Below are 24,868 nucleotides of genomic sequence, written 5' to 3'. Positions count from 1 at the left end.
GAGCCGGGCTTTTTGATTGGGAGTTAGGCTTTGCGGGCTCAGCGGCGGAACATGCCGCCCATCATTCCGCCGACGACTCCGCCCATGAAGGCCGCGCCGGGATCGCCGCCGCCACGATGACCACCGCCGCCGCCGCCGCTGGATGGCGCGGCAGCCCGGCGGGGAGCTCGCTTGTCGGAGCTGTCGTCGCTGCTGGCGCTCGGCGAGGTCGAGGCGACGATCTCGGAGAGCAGGGCCTTGTGCTGGAGCTTGTTGAGGAAGCCCGTCGACGGATAACCGCGGGCGGCCTGCCAACGCTTCAGCACGGTGCGGGTGTCATCGGTGAATGCGCCGGTGACCTTGGTGTCGAAGCCGAGGCCGTTCAGGCGGCGCTGCACGTCGCGGCGCTGACCCTTGTCGAGGCCGATCTGGTCCTCGGTGAGCTGGCTGGCGTCATCGGTGAAGGTCGCGGGGTCGACGCCGGCATTGAGGTTGCGGGTTGTGGTCGACGGTCCGTTCTGGATCGCGGCAATACGCGCCAAGGCAAGCGCCTTGAACTGGCCGTTCGGATAGGCCGAGAGGTAGGCGTTAAGCTCTTCCGGCTTGTTGGTCTCCTTCACCGAGCGCCAGTATTCGAGCTCGACACCGTCGGAGCTGCTGGCGGCGGCAGCCGTCGGCGTGCTGCTCGACGTGGTCGGTGCGGCGTTGGCGACCTGCTGGGTCTGCTGCGCCGGGTTGAGATAGACGGCGCCGATCAGGTTGGTGTGGCCCCAGGGAAGCTGGCCCTTGTGGGTCTCTTCATTGACCTGGGCCCGCACCGACGTCATCGCCTGCTGGATCTCGATACCGGGCTTGGTGATGTTGTCGATCAGCGCGCGGGTGAACGGGCTGTTGTTGCCCTCCTGGCCGTCGAGCGCGGTCTGTCCCGGGCCGGTGGCGAACGCGATCAGCGTGCCTTCGCCCGACTTCATTTCGGCAAGGCCGCTCTGCACGTTGACGCTGCGGGTGGCCGAATTCGACTTGATCTTGGCGGCGAAGGGATTGTCGCGGCAGGCGTCGAGGAAGACCAGCTTGACCTTGGCGTCGCCCATGGTCTGGTCGAGCGTCAGGTCGATATTGATGGCGGCGCCCAGCTTGACGTCCATCTCCGATTTGATGTCGGCGTCAACTGGCAGGAGATAGTTGCTGCCGCCGACGGCGATGCCGTGGCCGGCATAATAGAACACCGCGACATCGGAGCCCTGCGCCTTGCGGCCGAAGTCTAGCAGCTTTTCCGTCATCTGGTCGCGGGTGAGGTTGGAGCCTTCGATCACCTCGAAGCCGACATTGCGCAGCGTCGCCGCCATCGCCTTGGCGTCGATCGGCGGGTTCGGCAATTGCGCGACGTTCTTGTAGGCGCCGTTGCCGACGACGAATGCGACGCGGCGGTCGGCCTTTGCGGCGCTGACCGACAGCGCCATGCACATCAATGAGACGAGGATGGTGAGAGTGCGCATCTGTAATCCCCAACAGAATCGAATAATGGACGGCAACAAATTGGCAGCGAACTTACACGAAAACGCCCGGCCTCGCGCCAGCAAAACGACAGTTCGCCCAACCTGCTGCTTTGTAGCCGAGTGTGCACGATGGAATGCCCCTCCAACGTGATCCAAATCACGCTCGACCACTCTGTTTTGTCGCGCGAAAGCAGCGCGCGGTTCACTGCGCGCGGGCGGGAACCGGCACGGCCGGCTTCAAATTCAGGAGGTTGCCGAACAGGATCAGTGCTGCGCCGAGCACGGTCCAGGTGTCGAGCCGCTCGGAATACAGCAGCCAGCCGACTGTGGCGGTCAGTGGGACCCGCAAGAAGTCCATGGGAACCACGACGGTCGCGTCGGCGTAGCGCATCGCGCTGGCGAGGCAATAATGCGCGAAAGTGCCGCAGACCGAGATCACGGCCACCCAGCCCCAGACATAGGTGGGCGGCCAGGCCCAGACATAGAGCGTCGGCAGGAAGCCTGCGACCGACTGCACGACCAGCATCCAGAACAGAACCGCCAGCGCGCTCTCGGTGCGGGTGAGTGATTTGACCAGGGCCATGGATACGCCGAAGCCGATCGCGGCGCCGAGTGCGATCAACTGGCCCTGATTGATCTCACCGGTCGCGGGCCGCACGATGACGATCACGCCGACGAGGCCGAGCACGATCGCGGCGATCTTCCACGATGTCATGCGCTCGGACAGGAAGCTGGCGGCGAGGATCGCGGTCCAGATCGGCATGGTGAACTCGATCGCCACGACCTGGCCGATCGGGATCAGCGTCAGCGCAAAGAACCAGCCGAGTTGCGAGACGTAGTGGATCAGGTTGCGCGCGATGTGCTGGGGCAGGCGGGTGGTCTTGAGCGTTCCGAAGCCGCCGGCGCGCCGGATCATCGGATAGAGCATGCAGAGGCCGAGCAGCGAGCGCACCTCCATCACCTGGAAGACGTTCATCTCGCGCACGGCCTCGCGCCCCGCGACCGCCATGACCAGCGTCAGCGACAGCCAGCCGGCCATCCAGAATGCAGCCATCGTTTTGGATGGTGTCGTGCTCATCGGGCAGGGTGCGGGAGATCTGAATCTTGAGGGAGGGCCGGTATCGGCGACATCAATGCGGTTTGCAACGGCCAAATCTGCGGGTGCAGCGTTGCAGGCCGGCGTGCTAAGGCTTCGGCGAACAACGAGAAAATCGGGAGGTATCCATGCGTATCTTGCAGCCGGCCGAATGGTCGAAACCGCGCGGCTTTTCACATGGCGTGGCGGTAGAGGGGCCGGGCCGCTGGGTCGTGCTGGCCGGGCAGACCGGCGGCGACGAGACCGGCAATTACGCGCCTGACATGGCAGCCCAAATTGCCACCGCGTTGAAGCGGATCATCAAGCTTCTCGCGGAGGCTGGTGCCGGTCCCGAGCACATCGTCCGCCTGACCTGGTATCTGACCAGCCGCAGCGAATATGAGGCCGCGGGCGCCGGCATCGGCGCGGCCTGGAAGGAGACGCTCGGGCGCAATTTTCCGCCCTCGACGCTGCTCTACATCGGTGGTCTCGTGGACGACCGCGCCAAGGTCGAGATCGAGGTGACGGCGTTCGTTCCGGGCACATAAAAAAATCGATCCGGCGCGGACGCCGGATCGATTGTCGTGTCACCGTGCTGTCGTCTTACTTCGACAGCGAAATGTTGGCGCCGCGGAACTGGCTGTCCGCGCGGATCGTGACGGTCTGCTTGCTGCCGCTCGTCTTCAGCCCAATGTTGGCGTTGAAGCCGGCGGTCGAGGCGACCACCTCGAAATTTCCGCCATTGCCGCGGCCCTGCAAGGAGCCAGAGATGTTACGGCTGGCCTCGCTCCAGCTGCCGGTGATGGCGCTGCCTTCTGCCCGGACATTGGCCCCGAGGTTGAACTTGTAGGCGTCGCTGGCGCAGGTCAGCGACATCTCCATGGTGGGACCGATTGGGGTGTATTTGGCCCGGCAGCGGATCCGCTCGGTCGAGCCGTCATCCAGCGTCACGGTGCCGCCGCCGCTCCAGCTTCCTGCCATCGGCGCGAAGGGGCCGGACTGGGCCTTGCTTTCAGAGTTGGCGATAGATGCCACAAACAAAACGGCGGCCGCCATCAGCAGCCGCCGGTTGAGGACGCTGGTTCCGAATTGCTTATTGGCGCGATGCTTCCCACCGCCCGCTGCACGGTATGCCTGCAGATGCTCCATTCCACTTCCCCGATCCGGCGTTGCCGCTGAGTTGACCGTTGGCATATGCACCATTGATCGAAACTTTCACAAGTCCCCCGCTGCCGATGGTGCCGGAAACGTTAGCGCCGGGCGCGGTGATCTTGCCGTCGGCAACCGTCAGCAAGGAGCTCGCGGTCGGCTCGCAGGTGCCGCTCTTGGTGACGATGGTGACCTGCCAGTTGCCGTCATAGGGGGTCTGGGCGAAGGCGGGGGCAGTGATTAAAACTGAAGCGGCACAGAACGCCGCAATGCGACCAAAACGCATGAATTCCGTCCTTGAATATGTCTGAATTGATGCCCCTTATTCAGACGAAATGTGACGGAAATTTGGTGCGATGCCAAATCGAAAATTGTTCCTGTGGAAACAATGGTTTATTTGTGTTTCCGGGTCCAATTTTCGAAGTAGAATCAATGCCGCTTCACGTTAAGGGTAAACGTCGGAGCGACTCAGGGCAAAGTCTCAGGACAGACTCGGCGCAGAGGTCGCAAACTGCTCGTCCTGGATCTTGGCCGGCAGTGCCTTGTGGACCTTGGCATAATCGATCACATCGGCCAGCAATTTGAGGCCGAGCGGAGCCAGCGCACGCTCCCACAACTCCCGCGCCGTCTCGCCCTTCCTGACGAAGCACCAGTCCTGCGCGGCGATGGCGCCGGCGTCCATGCGGTCGGCCAGATGATAGATCGTGCCACCGGCGATCGGATCGCCTTCCTTGATGGTCCATTCCACGGCGGCCTTGCCGCGGTGGCGGGGCAGCAGCGAGGGGTGATAGCCGATCCCGCCGAGCTTCGCGGCAGCCAGCGCGTCCTTGCCGATCCGGGCGTGGCTATGCGCCGTGATGATCAGGTCGGTGTCAGGGGCGATCTCGGAGGCGACCACCAGCTTTGGGTCGGCCTGGACCACCACCTCGATGCCGGCCGCCTTCGCGGTCGTGGCCAGGCGATCCTCGGCGTCGGTCACAACGACCCGCACGATCGAGACGCCATGCTCCCGGAGCATGTTCAGGGTGGTCACGCCGAAATGGCGGGAGCCGACGAGGGTAATGCGCATGGCTGTCTGATCCGTCTCGCAACTGCGTCGTTCCCCGATAACACGTCAGGCCGTCCTGTCACCACCCGCGGCGCGTTTGCGCCGGTTATCAACAATGCGCGGGGCCCAAGGGGCAATGAACTCCGCGGTTGCGCAGCCGCCCGCTCCGGTGCTTCCATGCGTGTATTCCACCAGCTCGGAGCGGGCGAATGCGAAGCGTGTGGCTGATCCTTCTCGCCGGATTGATCGTGACAGCGCCCGCTCATGCCGGCGGGCCACCGTACCCGGCGGTGCCGCCCGAGGTCGGGGCGGCACCCTTCATCGGCCCGACCTGGGACAATTATCGCTGCGCCCAGGGGCCCACCACCAATTTCTATCACGGCGCCTATTACGGCGAGGAGCCCCCGGCGCTCTACCGCGGCTACGCCTACAGGCCGTATTACCGCTACAGCGCCTATCGCAGGCTGCCGCGGACGTATTTTTGCGTGACGGGCTAGCGTTGCCGCAGGGCACCACCGACGGCAAATCGTCGAGGCGCCGGTTCCTATGGTTCATTTTGGACAGACGGAATCCGCCTCGCCGTTAGAATTCAGCCCTACCGGGGCTGGTGACATTTGATTCCGCATCCGTTTTCGAACCCGGCTTTGGCCGCTGGCCTACTCGCCAGCGGCTTTTTCGTGCCGCGTGTCGAGAAATCATCTGACGGTAATACGTTCTCAACCTGGCTGTCGTATCGACGAATCCGTCGCGGATTAGTATTGCGTACCGCGACACCAAGAATGTCCCGCCGGCGCGGGCGCGCCGCGCGGGCCTTTTTGCCGGGACCGATTTCATGCCGAGCGCGATTGAGCAGATCGTCGACACCTATGTGCGGCTGAAGAACCGCCGTGGCCTCGACCAGCTGATGATGCACAGGCAGCGCCTCGCGGTCGATCTGAAGAGCAAATCCGGTTATGATTTCAGCCTGCCGATCGGCCAGATCGATGAGGAGATCGCGATCATCGAGGCAGGGCTGAGCCGGCTGAAGGCGGATGCGGCCGATCTCGCGGCGACCCGACCTGTCTGAAGGGCTCAGTCGCGCTTGCCGCCGTCGATGACGGTGAACAGGGGCCGCGCCGGGGTTGGTTCGACCAGGAGCTCCTCCACCAGCGCGGTTGCCGCATCGACATATTTGCGCGTCGGCTTGTCGAGCTGACGCTTGGCTTCGTCCTCGAGCGCGATCTTGGCAGCCTCGACCAGCTTGCGCATCCGCGTGGCGTGATCGTCGCCGGCCGTCAGTGTCGCGCGCGCCAGCGAGCGCAGCACGAACAGCTCGCCCTCGAGGCGGAGCAGGCGGTCGTTCAGCCTAGTGAGGACGGCGTTGAGGTCGGGCATCTCTGGCACTTGTTGAGAGAGGTCCTTTCCGATCTAGCGGCGATCGGTGAACGGAGTGCAAATGCCGATGGTGCAATTGGGTTGAATCTCGGACGCCCGCGGCGCCCATGATGCCATTGATGTGACCGAATGTGACGCCGCAGGCGCGTAGGCGAGGCCAGTTCCCGAACCATATGATGGGGCGGGTGGGACGTCTGGAGCTCCAACGATGCGGTCTATTCTGGTCTTGGTCCTCTTGATTTCAGCATGTGCGCCGGCCGCCGCCGCGCCGGCCGGTCGCGCCCACCCACGTCATCCCGTCGTCGTCCGTCCCGCCGAGGACGCGCCCGTGCCGCCCGGCTGGTACAAGTTTCCCGGCCGCCCGCCGATCCCGCCGTCGGAGAACAGGAATCTCGACCCGTCCAATTTCGGCGGCGGCTGAGCCACGGTCCTTTACGCCGCTGTTCGTGCGAGATAGTCGCGCGCGAAGGCGAGATACCAGTCGAGGCAGGCGGGATTGGCCATCGCCTCCTTGTTGATGACCTTCTCGACGGCCTGGCCGAGCAGCAGCTTCTTGATCGGCAGCTCCTGCTTCTTGCCGGACAGCGTGCGCGGGATCTCGGCGACCGCAAAAATCTCGTTCGGCAGGAAGCGGCGTGACAGACCGGCCTCGATCGCCTTGTTGATCTTCGCGCGCATCGCGCCATCGAACGCGACGCCGTCGCGCAGCACCACGAACAGCGGCATGTAGCTGTCGCGGCCGAGATATTCGAGGTCGACGACGAGGCTATCGAGCACCTCCGGCAGCGCTTCGATCGCCGAATAGAGCTCGCTCGTGCCCATGCGCAGGCCGTGCCGGTTGATCGTCGCATCGCTGCGGCCATAGATCACGCAGGAGCCGTCCGGATTGACCTTGAGCCAGTCGCCGTGCCGCCACACCGGCCCGCGGCCGCTGCCGTCGAAATTGTCCGGATAGGTCTCGAAATAGCTGGCGCGATAGCGTACGTCGCCCTTGTCGTTCCAAAAGTAGAGCGGCATCGACGGCATCGGCTCGGTGCAGACGAGCTCGCCGACCTCGTCGATGACAGCGCGGCCCTGTTCGCTGAAGGCTTCGACGGCGGCTCCCAGCAGCCGGCACTGCATCGCGCCCGGGGTCTGCGGCAGCTCGCGGTTGCCGCCGATGAAGGCGCCGGCGAAATCGGTGCCGCCGGAGATGTTCGCCCACCAGATGTCGGCCTGCGCCTTGCTGCCGTTGGTCTTCGACAAGCCAGCGAAGCGCTCATTGAACCAGGCCTGCGTGTCGGCGCTGAGCGGGGAGCCGGTCGAGCCGAGACAGCGCAGCTGCGAGAGATCGCCGGCAGTAGTTAGATCCACTTCGGCCTTGGCGCAGTTGGCGAAGAACGCCGCGCCGGCGCCGAAGAAGGTCGATTTCGATTGGGCCACGAAGCGCCACGACGTGGTCCAGTCCGGCTTGTCCTTTGCACCGCCCGGACTGCCGTCGAAGATGCAGCAGGTGGTGCCGCTGAGCAGGCCGCCGACCTGCGAATTCCACATGATCCAGCCGGTCGAGCTGTACCAGTGATAGCGTTCGCCGAATGAGTTTGGATGATAGGAGCAGCCGAGGTCGTTGTGCAGGCCGAGCAACGCCAGCACGACGATGACGATGCCGCCATGGCCGTGCACGATCGGCTTGGGCAGGCCCGTGGTGCCGCTGGAATAGACGATCCAGAGCGGATGATCGAACGGCAGCCAGATCGGCTCGAACGCGTCGACCGCGGCGCCCGTTCTCGCGGTGATGTCGGAGAACAGTGCATCGGGCGCTGCTGCTGCGCCAGCATCGCTGTGCAGAATGACATGCTCGACCGTCGGCAACGACCGCCGGAGCTCGTTGAGAACGTCGCGCCGATCATGCTGCCGGCCGGCATAGGTGACGGCGTCGCAAGCGATCAGCACCTTTGGTTCGATCTGCTTGAAACGGTCGATCACGGCTGGCGCGGCCATGTCGGGCGCGCAGACGCTCCAGACTGTGCCGATGCTGGCAGCCGCCAGGAACGCGATGATGGTCTCGGGGATGTTGGGCAGATAGGCCGCGACGCGGTCGCCGGGCTTGATGCCCTTGTCCTTCAGATGCAGCGCGAGCGCGGCGGCCTTGCGCCGCAGCTCCGGCCAGCTCGTCTCCGTCAGTTTCCCGTCCTCGCCGCCGCTGACGATCGCGGGCAGCCCCACGGCCTCGGCCGCCTCAACATGCCGAAACACTTGGCGTGCGTAGTTGACCTGCGCGCCGGGAAACCAGACCGCGCCGGGCATCTTGCGCTCGGTGATGACGGCCGCAAACGGCGTCGGCGATTGCAGATCGTAATAGTCCCAGATGCTGCGCCAGAATCCGTCGAGATCGCGCACCGACCATTGCCGCATGTCCTCGTAATTCGCGAAGGTGAGGCCACGGTGCGCGGCGAGCCAATTGCGATAGAGGGCGATCTGGGGGACGAAAGGAGCGGTCATTGGCATGTCGGATTCGGTTGCGGGGGGGAGTTTATCCGGTGTCGCGGTGGAGCAGAAGTCGCGGTTTTCGCAGATGGCATTGATCGGGAGTTGGGTTTGCATGCGCCGGGAGGGTGTTGGGCGCCGCTGCTTCAGCGAGCTCGTCATTGCGAGCGGAGCGAAGCAATCCAGAATCCCTCCGCGGCGGCAGTCTGGATTGCTTCGCTCCGCTCGCAATGACGGAGTGTGGGGCGCTATGTCGCTCATTCAACTCTCCTCTCAAATCGCAGACGCACTTACGCCTTCTCGCGGCGTGTCCACCCGAGCTTTGCTTCCTCGCATCGCCCTCATCGAAACAAGGGCGCAGGGAAGGCCGGGCGCCGGCTGGCACCCGAGATCCGTGCGCTGGAAAAAATGCACACGGGTTGGACCACAGGTCAGCCAATCGCCCGGCCTTCCCTGCGCGGTGGTTTACGGCTTACTTCGTGCTCTCCCCGGGGAGCGATGCACTATTGCCCCCGTCGCCTTGCGGATGGCTGACGCGCGCACCCGGTCGGGCACCACACATCACCACAAGACTTGACGCACAGACTCCGGGCGTCAGGACCACACGACTTGGCCGTCCGCGCACGCCTTCGCTGGGACTTCGAGAGCTGGCGTGTGCTCACGCCCGAAGCCATGCGAAGACGCTGTCGGCGCCGTGTCGTATGCGCGAGAGCCGTTGCTCACGGGAAATCCCGCCCTGCAAGGCTCGTCGCGCCCGACGCCGTCGCGTCCATCGCTCCCGGGCCCGCGGTTCGTGACGATCGCGATCCGCCCCTTGTCTCGGGCCAGGGTGTTTTGTCTGTACGATAAATCCGAATTTCGGTAAAGTGGAATATTGCGCGCGACCGGATTGACCGAGCTATGGCGTGTTTTGCCCGGACGGGCAGCTACGGATTGATCCTCTTTATGCAGACCGGCTCACTATTGGGGATACTCTTGCAGTCCCAATTTGAGCCGAAACCTGTCGCTCGATTAGTGGACGGGAACCACACAAGTACGAAAGCGGAAATGCAAACTAGCGCGACGGCGAACAGTATCCCCATCGACTCAGCCCGCGTCGGATATCTTCCAAGCCAACTCACTTTTCGGTTGGTGACCTCCGCAAGCCTACCACCCAACCCCCGCCCAGCGCCGTCCGAACACGGCCGGCTTTGTCTTCACCGCCTGCCAGCCGAAGAAATGATGCTTGCCGGACCAGCTATGCACCACGCCGCTACAGATGCTGCATTTGAAGCTGCCGGCGTGCGGCTCGGCGTGCTCCTCCCTTGTCGCGGTGTAGTTCATGCTGCAACCGGGGCAGGTGAATTCTTCGATCGTCCAGATGCTGTTGGCCATTGCACCGCAATTGTTTTTTGTGACCTTGAGACAAAGCGTAGGTGCGAGCCTTTGCATCGACGTAAACCGGCCGTCGGAAATCCGGTTAATTGCCGTTAGCCAAGTCTGCTTCGGTCGCGGATATTGCAGGATATTCCCACTCGGCGGAGCGCCCGTCAGTCCAAATCGCGCCGCCGGTGCGCGCCCTTGACCGGACAGCTGGATTTCACCCGATCGCCTCCGGCCACCCCCAGGGGATCGGCCATAGTCCCGGTCGTCTTGACGCCCGGCTCGTTGCTGGCAATAACGCTACCCCGCGCAAGTGCCGGAACCCGCGTCGATGCCGCAAGGAAAGCCGTGCCTGTGAAAAGTCTGCGTCAGCTCCTGACGGGCGAGGACGTCATACAGCTTGTGATCCGGCTCGGCCTGTTGGCGCTGCTGATCATCTGGACATTCCTCATCATCCGGCCGTTCGTGCCGATCCTGGCCTGGAGCGCCGTGCTTGCGGTGGCGTTCTATCCGGCTTTCAGCTGGGTCGCCAAAATCCTCGGCGGCCGGCCCAAGACCGCGGCCGCCATCCTGACCCTGATCACGCTCGGCATCGTCCTCGGCCCGGCGACCTGGCTCGGCGTGAGTGCCGTGGACGGGGGCAGGGAGCTGGCCCATCAGCTGAGCACAGGTGACCTCGCGCTTCAGACGGCGCCGGAGGCGATCAAGTCATGGCCGGTGATCGGCCCGACGTTGTTCGAGCTGTGGGATCAGGCCTACAACAACATCCGCGCGGTGCTGCGCGAGGTCGCGCCCTATCTTCAGCCGCTGGCGGGACCGCTGTTGTCGCTCGCAGGCGATGCCAGCCTCGGAACGCTCCAGTTTCTGGTCTCGGTGTTTGTCGCCGGCTTCCTGTTTCCGCACGGGCCCCGGCTGGTTGCGGCCGGGCGCGCCTTCCTGTCGCGCATCGTGCCGGAGCAGGGCGAGCATTTTCTCGAGCTCGGCGGCGCCACCATCCGCGCCGTGGCGCAGGGCGTGATCGGCGTCGCCATCGTGCAGGCGCTGCTTGCCGGCATCGGCTTCAAGCTTGCGGCCGTGCCGAGCGCCGGCCTGCTCGCCTTCATCGTGCTGTTGCTGTCGATCGTGCAGATCGGCGCATTCCTGGTGCTGCTGCCGGTAATCATCTGGATATGGACCGCCAAGGACGTCACCACGGCGCTGGTGCTCACCGTGTTCCTTGTCGTTGTCGGCTTCCTCGACACCATGTTGAAACCGCTCGTGATGGGACGCGGTCTCAACACGCCGACGATCGTGATCTTTGTCGGCGTGATCGGCGGCACGCTCGCCCATGGAATCGTCGGCCTGTTCATCGGACCGATCATCCTGTCGGTGGCGTGGGAGATGGCGGCGGCGTGGATCCGGACGGAGGACCGGACGGAGGCTGTGAAGCGGAATGCACTGCCGCCAGCCGACGAGGTTCGTTAGCGCCGCAGGCCCTGAGGGGCTCGAGTGACATCTGCCGCACCTCGCACGCGTGTGGACAATTGCGGGCAGCGACGGTAACCGGAGCGGCCTCGAACTTGTCTAATGAAATAGACAAGTTACCATGGTCCGATTCTGTTCTCGATTACGGCAGCAATGGCGAAGTCTTCCAAGCTGGTTGCCGCGAAGCGCGGCAAGGTTCTGTTGGTCAGGCGGCGATCGGACGGCCTGTGGATGTTCCCGGGCGGCCGCAAGCGCGCGCGCGAGTCCGACAAGGACTGCCTGCGCCGCGAGATCAAGGAGGAATTGCCCAAGCTGAAGCTCGGCAGGATCAGCCTCTGGAAGGAAGTGACGGCCAGGAACAAGCGTTCCGGTCGCAAGATGAGCGACGCCATCTTCATTGCCAAGGGCGCCAAAGGCAGGCTTGCGATCGGCGACAAGAAGGAAATCGACCGCGCTGCCTGGCAGAAGCCTCGCGGCATCCGCCTGACCGCGACCTCGCGCTACATCCGCGATCGCCTGTTTCCGAGGAAGCCGCGGCGGCGGAGCTAAGCTCAATACCGCCCTGGGTGTGACAAATAGTCCTGTGCTGCCACTGCGAGTATGTGAACCAGTTCACATACTGTCTCTGAGCGAGCTGCTACGAAGGCGTCATTGCCTTACCAATTCATTTTCGTTGAAACGCCCCAGTGTCTCCAAGCACTGGGGTTTTTCGCGTCGATCCCGTGCATCAGCCCTGCCGGCGCAAGAACCCCGTGATTGTGACCTTCTCCCAGATGCCGGCCGCCGCGAAGGGGTCGGCGCTGTTGAAGGCCTCGACCTCGGCGCGGCCGGGAGCCTCGATCAGGAACAGGCTGCCGATCATCGTTGCGCCGTCGTCGGCCACCAAGGGCCCCGACATGATGATCTTGATGCCGAAGCGCGAGGGATCGCCGAGGAACGCCTTGTGGGCGTCGTAATTGGCAAGCCGCGTCGGCAGTGCACCGGTGCGGTCGAGGGCATGGATGGCAAACAGCATGATGTCTCCGGGATTTTTGAGGACGGCTGTCGTTTCAGCCGTCCCGATGCTTGATCAGGACAGGCGCTTCTACTTCGCGCCGAGCTTGCTGGCTTCCTCGAAGGTCGGGCAGGTGCGCTGCTCGAGCGGCTGGTCGAAGGGCTGGTAATTGTCCTTGGTGATGACGGTCGGCTTCAGCACGATCTCGGCGATGACGGGCTGTTCGCGCAGGGCGCGGATTGCCATCATGGTGCCGAGGCAGCCTTGCGCAAAACCGTTGTAGTCGCCGCTCGCCAGCAGCTTGCCGGACTTGATGGCGTCGATGGCTTCCTTGGTGCCGTTGATGCCGATCACCTGGGCCTTCCGGTTGGCGCCGTCGAGCGCTTCGATCGCGCCGACCGCCATGGCGTCGTTGGCGGCGAGCACGCCGTCGATCTGCGCATTCGACTGCATCAGGTTTTCCATGACCTGAAGCGCCTGGAGCCGCTGATAGTTGCCGGGCTGCGAGGCCAGCAGCTTGGCACCCGCGTTCTCCTTCAGCGCGTCGTTGAAGCCGCGGACACGGTCGACATTGGTGAGCGAACCCTTGACGCCTTCGATGATGACGATGTTGCCCTTGCCGCCCAAGGTCTTGAGCAGGAAGCGCGCGGTCTCAAGCCCCAGGCTGTAATCGTCGGCGCCGATAAAGGAGAGGAACTTGCCGCCGGCGGAGCGGTCGGTGATATTGACGACGGGGATTTTGGCGTCGTTGATTTTCTCGACCCCGGGCACCATCGCCTTGTAGTCGACGGGCGTGAAGACGATGGCGCTCGGCTTCTTCACCACGACGTCTTCGATCTGGCTGAGCTGCTCCGGAATGGAGTCGGGCTTGGTCGGGATGTATTGCAGCGTCTTGGCGTTGAGCGTCTTGGCCATGTTGTCAGCGCCGACCCGAACCGTCTGGAAGAACGGGTTGGTCTGATTTTTCGTGAACACGGCGATGGTCTCGCCGTCGGCACGGGCTTGCGTGGTGAACGCGGCGGCCATCAGCAGCGGCAGTGCGAAATAGCCCAATTTCTGTTTCATGTGATCTCCATCCCTCATTTTGGTTTGTTGGATTGCTTGAAAATTCCTTACGTCCGGCGTCGGGTCTTCATGTCGAGCCAGACCGCGAGAATGACGATGATGCCGGTGACGAGCGGCTGCCAGTTGGCGCTGACCGACAACAGGTTCATGCCGTTCAGCACCAGCGTCAGGATCAGTGCCCCGATGAAAGTGCCGAACACGGTGCCGACGCCGCCGAACAGCGAGGTGCCGCCGATCAGCACGGCCGCGATCGCCGGCAAGGTCAGGCTCTCGCCGATATCGGCCTCCGCGGAATTGAGCCGCGACAGGAAGATGATCGAGGCGAGCCCCGCCATGGTGCCGGAGACGGCGTAGACCAGCAGCAATCGCCGCGCGACCGGGATGCCGGAGAGGCGGGCAGCGACCGGATTGGCGCCGATCGCATAGATCTCCTGACCCCAGATGGTGCGCTGGGCAAACAGCGTTCCGATGCCGAGGAACACCAGCAGCAGATAGACCGGGATCGGCAGGCCGAACAGATAGCCGCTGCCGATCTGGCGGAAGCCGGCCGGGAAGCCGTGGAGGGTTTCGCCGGCCATGTACCAATAGGTCAGGCCGTTCAGCACCCAGAGCATACCGTAGGTGGCGATGAAGGAGGGGATGCGCAGCGCCGTCACCATGACGCCGTTGAGGAGCCCGACGATGCCGCCGCAGGCAAGCCCCGTGAGGATACCAAGCGTTGGCGATCCGGTGGTGTGGATCACGGTCCCGGCGACGCAAGCCGACAGCGCGACGTTGGCGCCGACGGAGAGATCAAGGCCGGCCGTGAGCACCACCAGCGTCAGGCCGGAGGCGATGAAGAAGGTCAGGCTCGCCTGCCGCAGCACGTTGAGGATGTTGCCGAGGCTGAGGAACGAGTCGTTCAGCACTGCCAGCACGGCGCAGATCAGGAATACGGCGAGCAGGCGGTAAAACAGCTGAATGGCGTCCTGGGACAGGAAGGAGCGCGGCGGCGACAGGGCGTCCTTGGTGATGTCGGTCATGCCCGGCTCCGCAGGCCGTCGAGGAATAGGGCAACGATGACAAGGACGCCGACGCTTGCGACCTGCACCGAGGAGGGCATCGAGATCAAATTGAGCCCGTTGCGCAGCACGCCGACGGCGATGACGCCGAGCAAAGTGCCGAGCAGCCAGCCATTGCCGCGTTCGAACGAGGTGCCGCCGACCGCGACCGCGGCAATCGCATCGAATTCGAGCCCGAGACCGGCGGTCGGGTGCCCGGAATTCATCCGAGCCGTCATCAACAGGCCGGCGATTCCGGCCATGGTGCCGCCGATGGCGTAGACCGCGATCAGCAGCTTGTTGGGCGAGAGACCGGCATATCTGAGCGCCTCGCGATTGCCGCCGAGCGCGAACACGTAGCTGCCGAAACGGGTGTGATAGAGCAGGCCATGAAAGGCGGCGTAGGTCACGAGCGCCATCACGATCGGCACGGGAATGCCGAGCAGGGTCGCCGAATAGATATCCCGGACGGCGTGGGGAATGCCGACTACGCTCTGGCCGTCGGAGACGATCAGCGACAGGCCCTGCGCCATGCCGAGGGTGCCGAGCGTCGCGACGAAGGGCGGAATGCCCAAAATTGCAACCAGCCAGCCGTTGATCGTGCCGAAGGCGGCGCCGACGGCGATGCCGGCGCACAGCCCGAGCAGCATGGATTGGGTCGCGAGCGAGACGATGGCGACGCAGAGCGAGGTCAGCGTCAGTACCGCACCCATCGAGAGGTCGAGTCCCTCGGTCATGATGATCAGCGTCATCGGCAGTGCCAGCATGGTCAGGATGGTCGACTGCATGAGCACATTGGAGAGGTTAGCCGCCGAAAGGAAGCCCGGCGCAATCGCGCCGAACAGCACGATCAGCGCGACCAGCACGATGGCGACGCCGGGAATGCGCTGGAGCGGATTGGGTTGTGAAACGACCGCAGCCTCACGCATGATGCATCCCCAATCGCACGATGTTCTCCTCGGTCAGCTCATTGCGTGCCAGGTGCCCGGCGACGCGGCCCTCGCGCATCACATAGGCGCGGTCGCAGACATGGCAGATCTCGACCTGCTCGGAGGAGATCATCAGGGCTGCGGCGCCTTCGGCGACCAGCCGGTCGATCAACGCAAAGATTTCCGATTTGGCGCCGACGTCGATGCCGCGGGTCGGCTCGTCGAAGATGAAGAGCTTGGCGCCGGCGGCCAGCCATTTGCCGATCACGACCTTCTGCTGGTTGCCGCCGGACAACAGGCCCACCGTCTGGCGCGCGCTTGGCGTTGCGATGCGAAGCTGCCGGATCAGGCCGTCGGCGGTGCGCTGGCCGCTGCGCGGATCGAACAATCCACTCGGAAACAGTTTGCGCAGCGCCGACACCACGAGATTGTCGCCGACCGAGCGGAGCAGCGCGAGACCCTCGCTCTTGCGGCTCTCGGGGATCAACGCGATGCCGCGGCGGGCGGCGACATCAGGCTCGCCCGAGATCGGCTTGCCATCGAAGATGATCTCACCAGACGTCGTCGGATCTGCGCCGAAGATCGCGCGTGCCACCTCGCTGCGGCCGGATCCGACCAGGCCACAGAGGCCGACGATCTCGCCGCGGCGCACCTCGATGTTGATATCGGAGATTCCGGTTGGCGAAGTCAGGCCCTTGACCTCAAGCAGCAGCTCGCCGGGCTTGTCGGCAAAGTTGCGCGGATAGGTCATGTCGACGGTGCGGCCGACCATCATGCGGACCAGCTGGTCGGGCGTGACGTCGGCCGGGCGAACGCCGTCGATGCGGCGGCCGTCGCGCATGACCGTGATGCGGTCGCCGAGCGCAAACACTTCGGCCATGCGGTGCGAGATATAGACGATGGAGACGCCGTCGGCCTTCAGCCGCGCGATCAGCGCGAACAGCAGCTCGGTCTCGCGGTCGGACAGCGCGGCGGTCGGCTCGTCCATGACCAGGATGCGCGCGTTCTGGCTGATGGCTTTCGCGATCTCCACCATCTGCTGCTGGGCGACGCCAAGCGTGTTGACGACGACGGATGGGTCGATGTCGAAGCCGATCATATCCAGCAGGCGCTTGGCGTCGGCCAGGATCTTGCGGCGGTCGATGGTGCCGGGGATGCGGCCCTTCGGCTCGCGTCCGAGGAAGATGTTCTGCGCGATGTCGAGATAGGGGACCAGCGAGAATTCCTGGAAGATCACGGCAATGCCGAGCTTCTGCGCGTCCGCGGTGGAGTTGATCGTGACCTTCTCGCCCTTATGGAAGAACTCGCCGGCGTCGGCCTTATAGGCACCGCACAGGACCTTCATCAGGCTGGATTTGCCGGCGCCGTTCTCGCCCAGCAACATGTGGACTTCGCCGGGGTAGAGCGCAAAGGATACGTCGTCCAGCGCCTTGACGCCGGGAAATTCCTTGCTGATGCCGCGCAGCTCCAGTAGCGGCGTCGCGGTCACCTCGTTGGGCGCGGGAGCCATCTGCAACGCTGTGCTCATGGCCGCGCTCCCGCAAAGATCTTGCCGGGATTCATCAATCCGTCAGGATCGAGCGCCGTCTTGATCGAGCGCATGACGTCGACGGCTTCGCCGAGCTCATCGGCGAGATAGTCGATCTTGCCGAGCCCGATGCCGTGCTCGCCGGTGCAGGTGCCGTCCATCGCAATGGCGCGGGCGACCATGCGGGCCTGAATCGCCTTGGCGCCGTCGATCTCTTCAGGCTTGGCGGGATCAACCAGGATCAGCATGTGGAAATTGCCGTCGCCGACATGGCCGACGATGGGCGCAGTGAAGCCGTGCTCGTCGGCGTCGCGACGCGTGTCGGTCAGGCATTCCGCGAGCCGCGAGATCGGCACGCAGACGTCGGTGATGACGGCGCGCGCGCCGGGCCGCAAGCCCAGGCCGGCATAGAGCGTGTTGTCGCGGGCATGCCAGAGCCGGCTGCGGTCCTCCGGCGCCTTGGCCCATTCGAAGCCGCGGCCGCCATGCTCGGCCGCGATGGCCTGCGCCAGCTCAGCCTGCTCGGCGACGGCGCTCTCCGAGCCGTGGAATTCGAAGAACAGCGTCGGGGCCTCGCGATAGCCGAGTTTTGCGTAGGCATTGATGCCGCGCATCATGACGTCGTCGAGTAGCTCCACGCGCGCCACCGGAATGGCGGCCTGGATGATTTCGATCGCGGTATCCACGGCGTGGTGCAGAGTGTCGAAGCTGCACACCGCCGCCGAGATCGCCTGGGGCAGCGGATGCAGTTTCAGCGTGACCTCGGTGATGATCCCGAGCGTGCCTTCCGCGCCGACAAACAGCCGCGTCAAATCGTAGCCCGCGGCCGATTTGCGGGCGCGCCTGGCGGTGCGGATCACCCGACCGTCCGCCAGCACCACTTCGAGCGCCGTGACGTTGTCCTTCATGGTGCCATAGCGCACCGCCATGGTGCCGGACGCGCGCGTGGACGTCATGCCGCCGATCGAGGCGTCGGCGCCGGGATCGATCGGAAAGAAAAGTCCGGTGCCGCGCAGCTCGGCATTGAGCTGCTTGCGGGTGATGCCGGGTTGAACCACGACATTCATGTCGCTGTCGTGCACGGTCAGCACCTTGTTCATGCGCGCGAAGTCGATGCAGACGCCGCCCTCGACCGAGGATGCGTTGCCCTCGAGCGAGGTGCCGGCGCCAAACGGCACGATCGGCATGGCCGCGCCGACGCAGAGCTTGACGATCTCAGCGACCTCTTGTGTCGACTCGGGATACACGACGATGTCCGGGGGCAGGGCGCGATAGTAGGACTCGCTCTGGCCATGCTGATCGAGCACGCCGCGTGCGATGCTCGTGCGCGGACCGATCACGCCTGTGAGGCGTTCAGCCAATGCGGCTATGCTGACCCGCGGTCCCATCGTCTCTCCCCGTCTTCCGTCCTTGTGCGGACTGTTGTCAGTCCGTTCGGTCTCTCTCCGGCTTACGCCGCTTTTGCGTTGCTTGCGACCTGCTTCAGGCCGAAATCATAGTTGAGATGGAAGTACGCGCTATCCACCATGCGACCATCAGGCGCACGGCCGGCCGGGCAGCGCTCGAAATCATGGATCAGGCTGTCCTTGACGCCAAACACCACGTCGGAGTCGAGATATTTGTCGCCGGCCACGAACACATGCGTCACCAGCTGCTCGAAGCCCGGCGCCGAGATCATGAAGTGCACATGGGCGGGGCGCCAGGGATGACGGCCCTGCGCTTCCAGCATGTCGCCGACCGGGCCGTCATGCGGGATAGGATAGGCCGCCGGCTTGATCGACCAGAAATGGAAGCGGCCGTTGGCGTCGGTATGGAAGCGCGCGCGCATCGCGAGATCGCCGATCTCGTCGAGTTGCTGCACGTCGTAATAGCCGTCATTGTCGGAATGCCAGACGTCGACCACGGCGCCCGCGAGCGGCCGGCCGTCAACGGTCGAGACCAAACCGGTGACGATCATGGGATCGCCTTCCATGGCGCCGGAGATGTCGTCGCCGTTCTGCTTCTCGGGCGCAGCCTGGACGAAGAACGGACCGAGCACCGTCGTCTCGGTGGCGCCTTCCGGCACCGGATGATTGATCGCATCGACCAGCATGGAGACGCCGAGCGTATCCGACAGCAGGATGAATTCCTGACGCTTGTCGTCGCACATGTGGCCGGTCCGGGTCAGGAAGTCGATGCCGAACTCCCATTCCTTCTGGGTTGGCCGGACCTCGCGCACGAAGGCGTGGAGGTGCCGTACCAGCGCCTCGCTGACTTCCTTGATACGCGGATCGGTCGCGCCGCTGATGCGCTCAAGCACTGCGTCGGTGATCGTGTTTTCGTTGAAGTTACGCAAGTGTGCCTCCGTCGATCAGAGTTTGGGCTCGCCAAGGCCGGACAACCGTTCGAGATGCTTGACGGTCGCGATGAAGTCGGTCTCACCGTCGCCTTGCGCGACCAGCGCGCCGTAGGTCTCGCGCACTTGCGCTGCGAGCTGCAACGGCACGCCGACGGCGTGGCCGGCCCCCAAGATGAGGTCGAGGTCCTTGGCCATCTGCTTGCAGGAGAAGGACGAGACGAAGTCGCGGGTGCGCAGCGGTGCGGTCTTGTACTTCACCATGGGGGATGCGACAGCACTCTCGTCCAGCACCTTCAAAATGTCCTGCCAGCCGATGCCGCCCTTGCGCGCCAGCGCCAGGCTTTCGGCCATCATCGCGGCCGAGACCGCGATCATGAGATTGACCGCGAGCTTGGCGTAGCGCGCTTCTTCGCTGGGGCCGAGGTAAGTCTGCGCACGGGTAAAACTCGCGAACAGCGGCTTGGCGTTTTCAAAGGCGTCCTTGGGCCCCGAAACGAAGCAGCTCAGCGCGCCGGTATGGACGATGCTGGCATTGCCGGAGACCGGCGCCCGCAGATAGGCGATGCCGCGCGCTTGCGCAGCAGCATCGACCTCGGCCGAGGCTTCGGCGCTGACCGTGCTGGTCTCGATCAGAACCGATTTTGGCGCCATCGCACTGACGAGGCCGGTCGGTCCGAGCATCACGGCGCGCAACGCTGCATCGTCGGGGAGCGATGTGATGACCACGGGGCGGCCATTGACTGCGTCGGCCGGCGAGCTTGCAATCGCAATACCCTGTTCGCGGGCCTCGTTGAGACGCGTGGCACTCTGATCGAAAGCGGTGACGCTGTAGCCGGCCTTGGCGACGAGCTGCGACATCGGCAGGCCCATCTTGCCGATCCCGATGAAGGCGATTTGCTTGGTTGTGTCAGTCATTTTTGTTGTCCGTTGGCCGCTATCTGGCGGCGTGCCCTTGTCGTTCGATGTCCTGCACCAGCCGCTGGCCGGATCGGGCGAGCAGCTCTTTCTTCTGCGCGAGCCCGTCGACCAGTAGTTTTCCGTTCCGCTTCTTCCAGCGGCCTCCGATCATCACCGACTCGATATTGGCGAGGCTCGTCTGCATCACCACGGTGGCGACGGGATCGTGGACCGGAAAGAGGTTGAGGTCGTCGGCATTGATGACCACGAGATCGGCAAGCTTCCCCGGCGTCAGTGAGCCGATCTGGCTCTCGCGGCCGAGCATGCGCGCGCCTTCGGTGGTGATCCAGCGCAGGGCCTCGCGTGCCGGGATCGTTGTCGTCGCCGGAATGGTGCCCTGGCTCTTGCGTGACTCGGCGTTGTCGAGCGCGCGCTGCATCGACAAAGCGACGCGCGCGGCGGAGAAGAGATCGCCGGCCAGCACGGATTCCAGATCGATGCCGATGGTGGGCCGGACGCCGCGTTTCAGTAGCCGACCGGTGATCGGAAAGCCGTGACCCTGGATCATCTCGTTCTCCGGCGTCACCGAAAACGATGCGCCGAGATCGATCAGCCGTTGCAGGAGTTCGTCAGGCAGGTCGTTGCCGTGGACGATGTTGACGTGGGGGCCGACCAAGCCCGCTTCGATCAGCTTTTCCCAGCCGCCGGGAGTCTTCGCCGGACCGCCGCCCTGATGCATCGAGGCGATCAGGCCAAGCTCCCGCGCTAGTCGGAAATCATGCATCGACACCTCGAGTGTCGAATAGTGCGGACCAAGGATCGCGAGCCCAAGCGTGACGAGGCCATTGCGGTCCGCCAGGGGACCCGCCAGCAGGCGTTCGACCTCGCGGCGCGGGTGGGGCACCTCCGAGAAGTGCGGCTCGCCCGGCTTCGGCTCGGGCTTGGGCGAGCCGTGGAAGAAGGCGGCGCGGATGCCGCTCTCGATCAGGCCGCGCACGGCCGCGTCGGTATGCTCCGGTGTCGGGTTGTTGTGGCACCAGTCGACCAGCGTGGTTGCGCCGCAATTGATCTGGTTCAGCGCGCCGGCGAGGGTGGCGATGTAGATGTCGTCGGGGGCGAACAAGGTCGCGAGCCCCGCATGCATGCGGCGGAAATATTCGAGCAGCGTCCAGTTCGCAGCATACCCGCGCAACGCCGTTTGCCAGGTGTGCATGTGCGCGTTGATGAGCCCGGGGATGACGATGCGTTCCCGGCCGTCGACGATCTCGGCATCAGAGGCGTCGATGCCGGCGCGCACCTCGGCGATCCGTCCATTCTCGACCAGCACGTCACCGGCACGGAGATCGCCGATCGAAGCGTCCATGCTGATGATTGTTGCGGATCTGATCAGGGTGCGCTGCATCTCAATCAGGCCACAGCTTTGGTTGCGACCGGCGGCTCGCCGGCCCAGGCGCGCGCGATCAGGTCCCGGATGGCGCTACGCTCGAGCGGGCGCGGATTCCAGTAGGCGTTGGTGACTGCGAGGTCGGCCGCCTTGTCGATGCCGCTCTCGGGCATGCCGATGTCGCGGAGCGCCAGCTTTGCGTTGAGCCGCCTGGCGAGATCGTAGAGACCTTGCGCCGCATCGGCCGCTCCGATCGCGCGCGAGATCCGCGCCATCGCCTCGGGCACTACGGGCGCGTTGTAGGCCAGCGCATGCGGCAGCACGATGGTGTGGGTCTCGGCATGCGGCAGATCGAAGGTGCCGCCGAGCGTGTGGCAGAGCTTGTGATGCAGCGCCATGCCGACGGTGCCGAGGCATACGCCGCACAGCCAGGCGCCGTAGAGCGCATCGCTGCGGGCGGCGCGATCATCGGGTTTGGCCGCAATGGCGGGCAGGGCACGCGCCAGCGCGCGGATGCCTTCCTCGGCCATCAGGGAGGTGACGGGATTGGTGTCGCGCGCGTAGAGCGCTTCCACCGCATGTGCGATGGCGTTGATGCCGGAGGTGGCGGCAAGCCCCACCGGTAGCGTCAGGGTCAGATCGACGTCGTAGATTACGGTCTCCGGCAGAACGGCTGTGTCGCGCACCGTGGTCTTCAGGCCGTTTTCGGTCTGACCGAGGATCGGGGTCATCTCCGAGCCGGCATAGGTGGTAGGAATACAGAGCTGGTTGATTCCGGTGCGCAGGGCGAGTGCCTTGCCCAAGCCGGTGGTCGACCCGCCGCCGAGCGCCACCACGCAATCGGCATCGCAGGCTTTCATCGCTGCAAGCGCCCGCTCGGTCACCTCGACGGGCGTGTGCATCGTGGCGCCTGCAAAGATGCCGGCATAAAGCGGGCCGAGCGCGGCGCCGAGCTTGGTGCCCTGCGCTTCCTGCTGCGGCGTGGTCAGCACCAGCGCGCGCTTGCCGCCGAGGCGCTCGATCTCGGCCTTGGCCGAGGCAAGCGTTCCGCTGCCGAACACGACGCGGCAGGGCAGATTTTCAAAGGTGAACGAACCGATCATGCGCCGGTCTCTTTCATGGGATAATCGACCTGGAACCGACCGATCCGCAAGTCGCCGAGCTCTTCCCGCACCCGCAGGTGTTCCGGATGGGTGGCGTAGGCCTTCAGGGCCGCACTGTCGGTAAACTCGGAGACCAGCACAACGTCGCAGGCATAATCGACATCGCTGACATCGACGCCGACCTCGATATGGGTAAGGCCGTCGATCCGGCCTTTGAGGCCCTCAAACAGGGTTTTGACCTTGGTGCGGGCCGCGGAGCGCTCCGCGGATGTCTCCCCGCGCAGCCGCCACATCACGATGTGCTTGATCGGGCCCGACATTTCCCAGATTTCCTCGCCTGCACCTTGCTTGTTGGGCCCATTTTGCCTTGCAGAAATCGGAAATAAAGGTCAAATTTCGTAAGTCTCTTTTCCAGTATGAGGAAGAATGGACCGGCTTCTCCAGCTCGAGGTTTTCGCCAGGACAGCCGAACTCGGCAGCCTCTCCAAGGCTGCCGACATCCTGCGGATGTCGAACGCAGCGGCGAGCCGGCACCTGAGTGCGCTGGAGGAGCGGCTCGCGGTCCGGCTGATCGAGCGCAACACACGCCGGCAATGGCTGACCGAGGCAGGGCAGGAGTTGTTGCAGCGATGCAGCACGCTCCTGAACGAGCTCGCCGAAGCCGAAGATGCGGTCAGCGACCGCGCGCTGTCGCCCAAGGGCATGCTGCGCGTCACGAGCTCGCTGTCCTTTGCGATGATCTACATGGCGCCGATGCTGCCGGCGTTTCGCAAGCTCTACCCTAAGCTCGACGTTCAGATCATCGCTGCCAACCGCTATCCGGACTTTATCGAAGCCGGCATCGACGTCGCGATCCGCACAAGGGAGCAGGAGCCGGATTCCAACATCATCATCCGTCGCATCGGACAGATGCGCCGGGTGCTGGCGGCAGCACCTTCCTATATCGCCACACACGGCCAGCCCGAGCATCCCGCCGATCTCGCGCGTCATGACATGCTGATCTACAACCTTGCCAACGACCCTTATTCGCTGCGGCTTCAGCAAGGCAATACGGCGCAGACCGTGCGCATCGCGCCGACGCTGGACAGCAATGACGGCCAGGTCATCCGCGGCGCGGCGCTTGCGGGCCTCGGCATCCTGATCCAGCCGCTTTACATCGTGCAAGGCGACATCGCGGCCGGGAAGCTCGTGCCGGTGCTGATGGATTGGGAGCTGCCGCTGCTCACGATGAACGTGGCCTATCAGAACCGCGTCCGGCTGCCGGCCAAGATCAGGGTGTTCTCGGATTTCCTGGTCGACCACATCCGCACGCATTCCGATGCCGGGATCTGGATAGAGGCGACGTCCTAAGCGCTACTCCGATCGCTCCTGCACCCGTGCCCGTGCGCTGGACGACCGCGACCGGGGAGCCATGCGCGGTTCCGGCGGGGCAGCACGCCTGATCGCGTCGGCCTCGTGCTGTTCCTTGCGTGCTTTTCGCGCGCTTCGCATTGCGCGCTTGATGAAGGGGTGTTGCGAGTCTTCGGCGAAGAACAACACGACTTCGCAACCGGGGCACTGTCGGGAATAGCCATCCTGCAACCGCCCCGCGCGATCGCGAAACATCGTCTTGCAGCGCGTGCACTGGACCTGGACGTAGCTCATGGGTGGGCAATCAATGATGATTGAAAATCAGCCGGCAGGGTGAGCCCGAAGGTCTGAAGAAAGGTTGAAGGCTGGTTACGACGTGATCGCGTGTTTTCTCGGCGGCACTTGCGGATTGCGCGATCAGCCCGCCGCGACAGGCGGCAGGCTCAGTTCGTCAAAACAGCCCAATCAGGCGCTATTGCTTGGCAGCCAGCGCGTTCAGGCAATGGTTGAGATAGTCGGTGCGATCCCTGGGCAGCACCTTGTCGAGATCCGCCTTCAGGGCGCATTCGCGCTGACGCATCTGCTCGGCGCGGCGTTTTTCGGCCGCCTCACGATATTCGGGAGCGACCTTGGTGGGATCGACGAGGGCCTGTGACCGGGCGGGAGCCGTTGCAGCCAGCGCAATGGCGGTGATGAAAATGAGGTATTTCAAAATGAGCCTCCGTAAAAGGCTCATCCTAGCGCGGAGCGTCGGAACGCTCAAACCGGAACTGGGGTGGAGAGATTGCCGGTATCTGCTTCCGCCTCATGCACCGCAGCCGCTAACC

At 64.3% G+C, this 24,868-nt stretch carries 27 protein-coding genes; 7 read left to right on the top strand and 20 right to left on the bottom strand.

The genetic code is table 11. The features are described 5' to 3' along the window. Window positions 1-38: 38 nt before the first annotated feature. Complete coding sequence (locus tag UP06_RS30975) at window positions 39-1,475, bottom strand: caspase family protein (RefSeq protein WP_045007472.1); 1,437 nt, start codon at window positions 1,473-1,475, stop codon at window positions 39-41. Window positions 1,476-1,677: 202 nt separating this feature from the next. Further along, window positions 1,678-2,553, bottom strand: a complete 876-nt coding sequence (locus UP06_RS30970) for a DMT family transporter (protein WP_045007471.1) — start codon at window positions 2,551-2,553, stop codon at window positions 1,678-1,680. Between the two features lie 146 nt (window positions 2,554-2,699). Between UP06_RS30970 and UP06_RS30965 the strand changes: the two genes are divergently transcribed. After that, a complete protein-coding gene (locus UP06_RS30965; protein WP_045007470.1) occupies window positions 2,700-3,098 on the top strand; it encodes a RidA family protein in 399 nt (132 codons plus the stop codon). A gap of 55 nt (window positions 3,099-3,153) precedes the next feature. Here UP06_RS30965 and UP06_RS30960 read toward each other — a convergent pair whose 3' ends face one another. From UP06_RS30960 to UP06_RS30955, 3 genes are all read right to left on the bottom strand, one after another. Further along, window positions 3,154-3,699: a hypothetical protein gene (locus tag UP06_RS30960; protein ID WP_045007469.1), complete on the bottom strand. Its 546-nt coding sequence runs from the start codon at window positions 3,697-3,699 to the stop codon at window positions 3,154-3,156. Further along, window positions 3,644-3,985 (bottom strand): hypothetical protein, encoded by a 342-nt coding sequence (locus UP06_RS40320; protein ID WP_082081724.1) that lies wholly within the window; start codon window positions 3,983-3,985, stop codon window positions 3,644-3,646. Before UP06_RS40320 ends, UP06_RS30960 begins: the two co-directional genes overlap by 56 nt. Window positions 3,986-4,180: 195 nt before the next feature. Further along, complete coding sequence (locus tag UP06_RS30955; RefSeq protein WP_045007468.1) at window positions 4,181-4,768, bottom strand: formyltransferase family protein; 588 nt, start codon at window positions 4,766-4,768, stop codon at window positions 4,181-4,183. A gap of 188 nt (window positions 4,769-4,956) precedes the next feature. Here UP06_RS30955 and UP06_RS30950 point away from each other — a divergent pair, with 188 nt between their 5' ends. After that, window positions 4,957-5,244: a hypothetical protein gene (locus UP06_RS30950; RefSeq protein WP_045007467.1), complete on the top strand. Its 288-nt coding sequence runs from the start codon at window positions 4,957-4,959 to the stop codon at window positions 5,242-5,244. A 335-nt stretch (window positions 5,245-5,579) separates the two neighbouring features. Then, window positions 5,580-5,813 carry a hypothetical protein gene (locus UP06_RS30945; protein WP_045007466.1) on the top strand — a complete coding sequence of 78 codons (234 nt, stop codon included), beginning with the start codon at window positions 5,580-5,582 and terminating at the stop codon, window positions 5,811-5,813. Between the two features lie 5 nt (window positions 5,814-5,818). Here UP06_RS30945 and UP06_RS30940 read toward each other — a convergent pair whose 3' ends face one another. Next, window positions 5,819-6,121, bottom strand: a complete 303-nt coding sequence (locus tag UP06_RS30940) for a hypothetical protein (protein WP_045007465.1) — start codon at window positions 6,119-6,121, stop codon at window positions 5,819-5,821. Window positions 6,122-6,329: 208 nt separating this feature from the next. Here UP06_RS30940 and UP06_RS30935 point away from each other — a divergent pair, with 208 nt between their 5' ends. Further along, complete coding sequence (locus UP06_RS30935; RefSeq protein ID WP_045007464.1) at window positions 6,330-6,542, top strand: hypothetical protein; 213 nt, start codon at window positions 6,330-6,332, stop codon at window positions 6,540-6,542. An 11-nt stretch (window positions 6,543-6,553) separates the two neighbouring features. Here the strand turns inward: UP06_RS30935 and UP06_RS30930 are convergent, their stop codons facing one another. Then, complete coding sequence (locus UP06_RS30930; protein ID WP_045007634.1) at window positions 6,554-8,602, bottom strand: acetoacetate--CoA ligase; 2,049 nt, start codon at window positions 8,600-8,602, stop codon at window positions 6,554-6,556. A 1,131-nt stretch (window positions 8,603-9,733) separates the two neighbouring features. Continuing rightward, entirely contained in the window at window positions 9,734-9,961 is a 228-nt protein-coding gene (locus tag UP06_RS30925) for a hypothetical protein (RefSeq protein WP_045007463.1), read from the bottom strand. A gap of 336 nt (window positions 9,962-10,297) precedes the next feature. Here UP06_RS30925 and UP06_RS30920 point away from each other — a divergent pair, with 336 nt between their 5' ends. Together UP06_RS30920 and UP06_RS30915 are read left to right on the top strand one after the other, a co-directional pair. Further along, complete coding sequence (locus tag UP06_RS30920; RefSeq protein WP_045007462.1) at window positions 10,298-11,413, top strand: AI-2E family transporter; 1,116 nt, start codon at window positions 10,298-10,300, stop codon at window positions 11,411-11,413. 153 nt (window positions 11,414-11,566) lie between these two features. Then, a complete protein-coding gene (locus UP06_RS30915) occupies window positions 11,567-11,962 on the top strand; it encodes an NUDIX hydrolase (RefSeq protein WP_045007461.1) in 396 nt (131 codons plus the stop codon). A 178-nt stretch (window positions 11,963-12,140) separates the two neighbouring features. Here UP06_RS30915 and UP06_RS30910 read toward each other — a convergent pair whose 3' ends face one another. The 11 genes from UP06_RS30910 to UP06_RS30860 form a co-directional block, all read right to left on the bottom strand. After that, the gene (locus UP06_RS30910) at window positions 12,141-12,428 is read right to left on the bottom strand and encodes a YciI family protein (protein ID WP_045007460.1); all 288 of its coding nucleotides are present in this window, start codon (window positions 12,426-12,428) and stop codon (window positions 12,141-12,143) included. 69 nt (window positions 12,429-12,497) lie between these two features. Further along, window positions 12,498-13,472, bottom strand: coding sequence for a sugar ABC transporter substrate-binding protein (locus tag UP06_RS30905; RefSeq protein ID WP_045007459.1), 975 nt, complete (start codon window positions 13,470-13,472; stop codon window positions 12,498-12,500). Between the two features lie 47 nt (window positions 13,473-13,519). Further along, window positions 13,520-14,494, bottom strand: coding sequence for an ABC transporter permease (locus UP06_RS30900; RefSeq protein ID WP_045007458.1), 975 nt, complete (start codon window positions 14,492-14,494; stop codon window positions 13,520-13,522). Beyond that, window positions 14,491-15,441, bottom strand: coding sequence for an ABC transporter permease (locus UP06_RS30895; RefSeq protein WP_045007457.1), 951 nt, complete (start codon window positions 15,439-15,441; stop codon window positions 14,491-14,493). The genes UP06_RS30900 and UP06_RS30895 overlap by 4 nt, the downstream gene beginning before the upstream one ends. Continuing rightward, complete coding sequence (locus UP06_RS30890; protein WP_045007456.1) at window positions 15,434-16,969, bottom strand: sugar ABC transporter ATP-binding protein; 1,536 nt, start codon at window positions 16,967-16,969, stop codon at window positions 15,434-15,436. Before UP06_RS30890 ends, UP06_RS30895 begins: the two co-directional genes overlap by 8 nt. Continuing rightward, window positions 16,966-18,357, bottom strand: a complete 1,392-nt coding sequence (locus UP06_RS30885; protein WP_045007455.1) for an FAD-linked oxidase C-terminal domain-containing protein — start codon at window positions 18,355-18,357, stop codon at window positions 16,966-16,968. Before UP06_RS30885 ends, UP06_RS30890 begins: the two co-directional genes overlap by 4 nt. A 62-nt stretch (window positions 18,358-18,419) precedes the next feature. Beyond that, window positions 18,420-19,304, bottom strand: a complete 885-nt coding sequence (locus UP06_RS30880) for an intradiol ring-cleavage dioxygenase (protein ID WP_045007454.1) — start codon at window positions 19,302-19,304, stop codon at window positions 18,420-18,422. 15 nt (window positions 19,305-19,319) lie between these two features. Then, the gene (locus tag UP06_RS30875; protein ID WP_045007453.1) at window positions 19,320-20,222 is read right to left on the bottom strand and encodes an NAD(P)-dependent oxidoreductase; all 903 of its coding nucleotides are present in this window, start codon (window positions 20,220-20,222) and stop codon (window positions 19,320-19,322) included. Between the two features lie 19 nt (window positions 20,223-20,241). Next, complete coding sequence (locus UP06_RS30870) at window positions 20,242-21,606, bottom strand: amidohydrolase family protein (RefSeq protein WP_045007452.1); 1,365 nt, start codon at window positions 21,604-21,606, stop codon at window positions 20,242-20,244. Between the two features lie 5 nt (window positions 21,607-21,611). Next, entirely contained in the window at window positions 21,612-22,691 is a 1,080-nt protein-coding gene (locus tag UP06_RS30865) for a maleylacetate reductase (RefSeq protein WP_045007451.1), read from the bottom strand. Continuing rightward, entirely contained in the window at window positions 22,688-23,011 is a 324-nt protein-coding gene (locus UP06_RS30860; RefSeq protein ID WP_045007450.1) for a Dabb family protein, read from the bottom strand. The genes UP06_RS30865 and UP06_RS30860 overlap by 4 nt, the downstream gene beginning before the upstream one ends. Before the next feature lie 106 nt (window positions 23,012-23,117). Here UP06_RS30860 and UP06_RS30855 point away from each other — a divergent pair, with 106 nt between their 5' ends. Next, a complete protein-coding gene (locus tag UP06_RS30855; protein ID WP_045007449.1) occupies window positions 23,118-24,041 on the top strand; it encodes a LysR family transcriptional regulator in 924 nt (307 codons plus the stop codon). 472 nt (window positions 24,042-24,513) lie between these two features. On the opposite strand, the gene UP06_RS30845 is transcribed toward UP06_RS30855, so the two are convergent. Then, window positions 24,514-24,753, bottom strand: coding sequence for a hypothetical protein (locus tag UP06_RS30845; protein WP_045007447.1), 240 nt, complete (start codon window positions 24,751-24,753; stop codon window positions 24,514-24,516). Between the last annotated feature and the right edge of the window lie 115 nt (window positions 24,754-24,868).

The sequence above is a fragment of the Bradyrhizobium sp. LTSP857 genome (assembly GCF_000938285.1).
GTDB lineage: Bacteria > Pseudomonadota > Alphaproteobacteria > Rhizobiales > Xanthobacteraceae > Bradyrhizobium.
This window is presented reverse-complemented; position numbering and strand designations above follow the sequence as displayed.

Bases quoted from the DNA above. Each gene is read 5' to 3' on its own strand.
- UP06_RS30885 (WP_045007455.1), bottom strand. From the start codon at position 18,357: ATGGGACCGCGGGTCAGCATAGCCGCATTGGCTGAACGCCTCACAGGC.
- UP06_RS30955 (WP_045007468.1), bottom strand. From the start codon at position 4,768: ATGCGCATTACCCTCGTCGGCTCCCGCCATTTCGGCGTGACCACCCTG.
- UP06_RS30910 (WP_045007460.1), bottom strand. From the start codon at position 12,428: ATGCTGTTTGCCATCCATGCCCTCGACCGCACCGGTGCACTGCCGACG.
- UP06_RS30935 (WP_045007464.1), top strand. From the start codon at position 6,330: ATGCGGTCTATTCTGGTCTTGGTCCTCTTGATTTCAGCATGTGCGCCG.
- UP06_RS30970 (WP_045007471.1), bottom strand. From the start codon at position 2,553: ATGAGCACGACACCATCCAAAACGATGGCTGCATTCTGGATGGCCGGC.
- UP06_RS30945 (WP_045007466.1), top strand. From the start codon at position 5,580: ATGCCGAGCGCGATTGAGCAGATCGTCGACACCTATGTGCGGCTGAAG.
- UP06_RS30895 (WP_045007457.1), bottom strand. From the start codon at position 15,441: ATGCGTGAGGCTGCGGTCGTTTCACAACCCAATCCGCTCCAGCGCATT.
- UP06_RS30950 (WP_045007467.1), top strand. From the start codon at position 4,957: ATGCGAAGCGTGTGGCTGATCCTTCTCGCCGGATTGATCGTGACAGCG.
- UP06_RS30865 (WP_045007451.1), bottom strand. From the start codon at position 22,691: ATGATCGGTTCGTTCACCTTTGAAAATCTGCCCTGCCGCGTCGTGTTC.
- UP06_RS30915 (WP_045007461.1), top strand. From the start codon at position 11,567: ATGGCGAAGTCTTCCAAGCTGGTTGCCGCGAAGCGCGGCAAGGTTCTG.
- UP06_RS30965 (WP_045007470.1), top strand. From the start codon at position 2,700: ATGCGTATCTTGCAGCCGGCCGAATGGTCGAAACCGCGCGGCTTTTCA.
- UP06_RS30905 (WP_045007459.1), bottom strand. From the start codon at position 13,472: ATGAAACAGAAATTGGGCTATTTCGCACTGCCGCTGCTGATGGCCGCC.
- UP06_RS30925 (WP_045007463.1), bottom strand. From the start codon at position 9,961: ATGGCCAACAGCATCTGGACGATCGAAGAATTCACCTGCCCCGGTTGC.
- UP06_RS30900 (WP_045007458.1), bottom strand. From the start codon at position 14,494: ATGACCGACATCACCAAGGACGCCCTGTCGCCGCCGCGCTCCTTCCTG.
- UP06_RS30940 (WP_045007465.1), bottom strand. From the start codon at position 6,121: ATGCCCGACCTCAACGCCGTCCTCACTAGGCTGAACGACCGCCTGCTC.
- UP06_RS30875 (WP_045007453.1), bottom strand. From the start codon at position 20,222: ATGACTGACACAACCAAGCAAATCGCCTTCATCGGGATCGGCAAGATG.
- UP06_RS30930 (WP_045007634.1), bottom strand. From the start codon at position 8,602: ATGACCGCTCCTTTCGTCCCCCAGATCGCCCTCTATCGCAATTGGCTC.
- UP06_RS30870 (WP_045007452.1), bottom strand. From the start codon at position 21,606: ATGCAGCGCACCCTGATCAGATCCGCAACAATCATCAGCATGGACGCT.
- UP06_RS30855 (WP_045007449.1), top strand. From the start codon at position 23,118: ATGGACCGGCTTCTCCAGCTCGAGGTTTTCGCCAGGACAGCCGAACTC.
- UP06_RS30960 (WP_045007469.1), bottom strand. From the start codon at position 3,699: ATGGAGCATCTGCAGGCATACCGTGCAGCGGGCGGTGGGAAGCATCGC.
- UP06_RS40320 (WP_082081724.1), bottom strand. From the start codon at position 3,985: ATGCGTTTTGGTCGCATTGCGGCGTTCTGTGCCGCTTCAGTTTTAATC.
- UP06_RS30860 (WP_045007450.1), bottom strand. From the start codon at position 23,011: ATGTCGGGCCCGATCAAGCACATCGTGATGTGGCGGCTGCGCGGGGAG.
- UP06_RS30975 (WP_045007472.1), bottom strand. From the start codon at position 1,475: ATGCGCACTCTCACCATCCTCGTCTCATTGATGTGCATGGCGCTGTCG.
- UP06_RS30890 (WP_045007456.1), bottom strand. From the start codon at position 16,969: ATGAGCACAGCGTTGCAGATGGCTCCCGCGCCCAACGAGGTGACCGCG.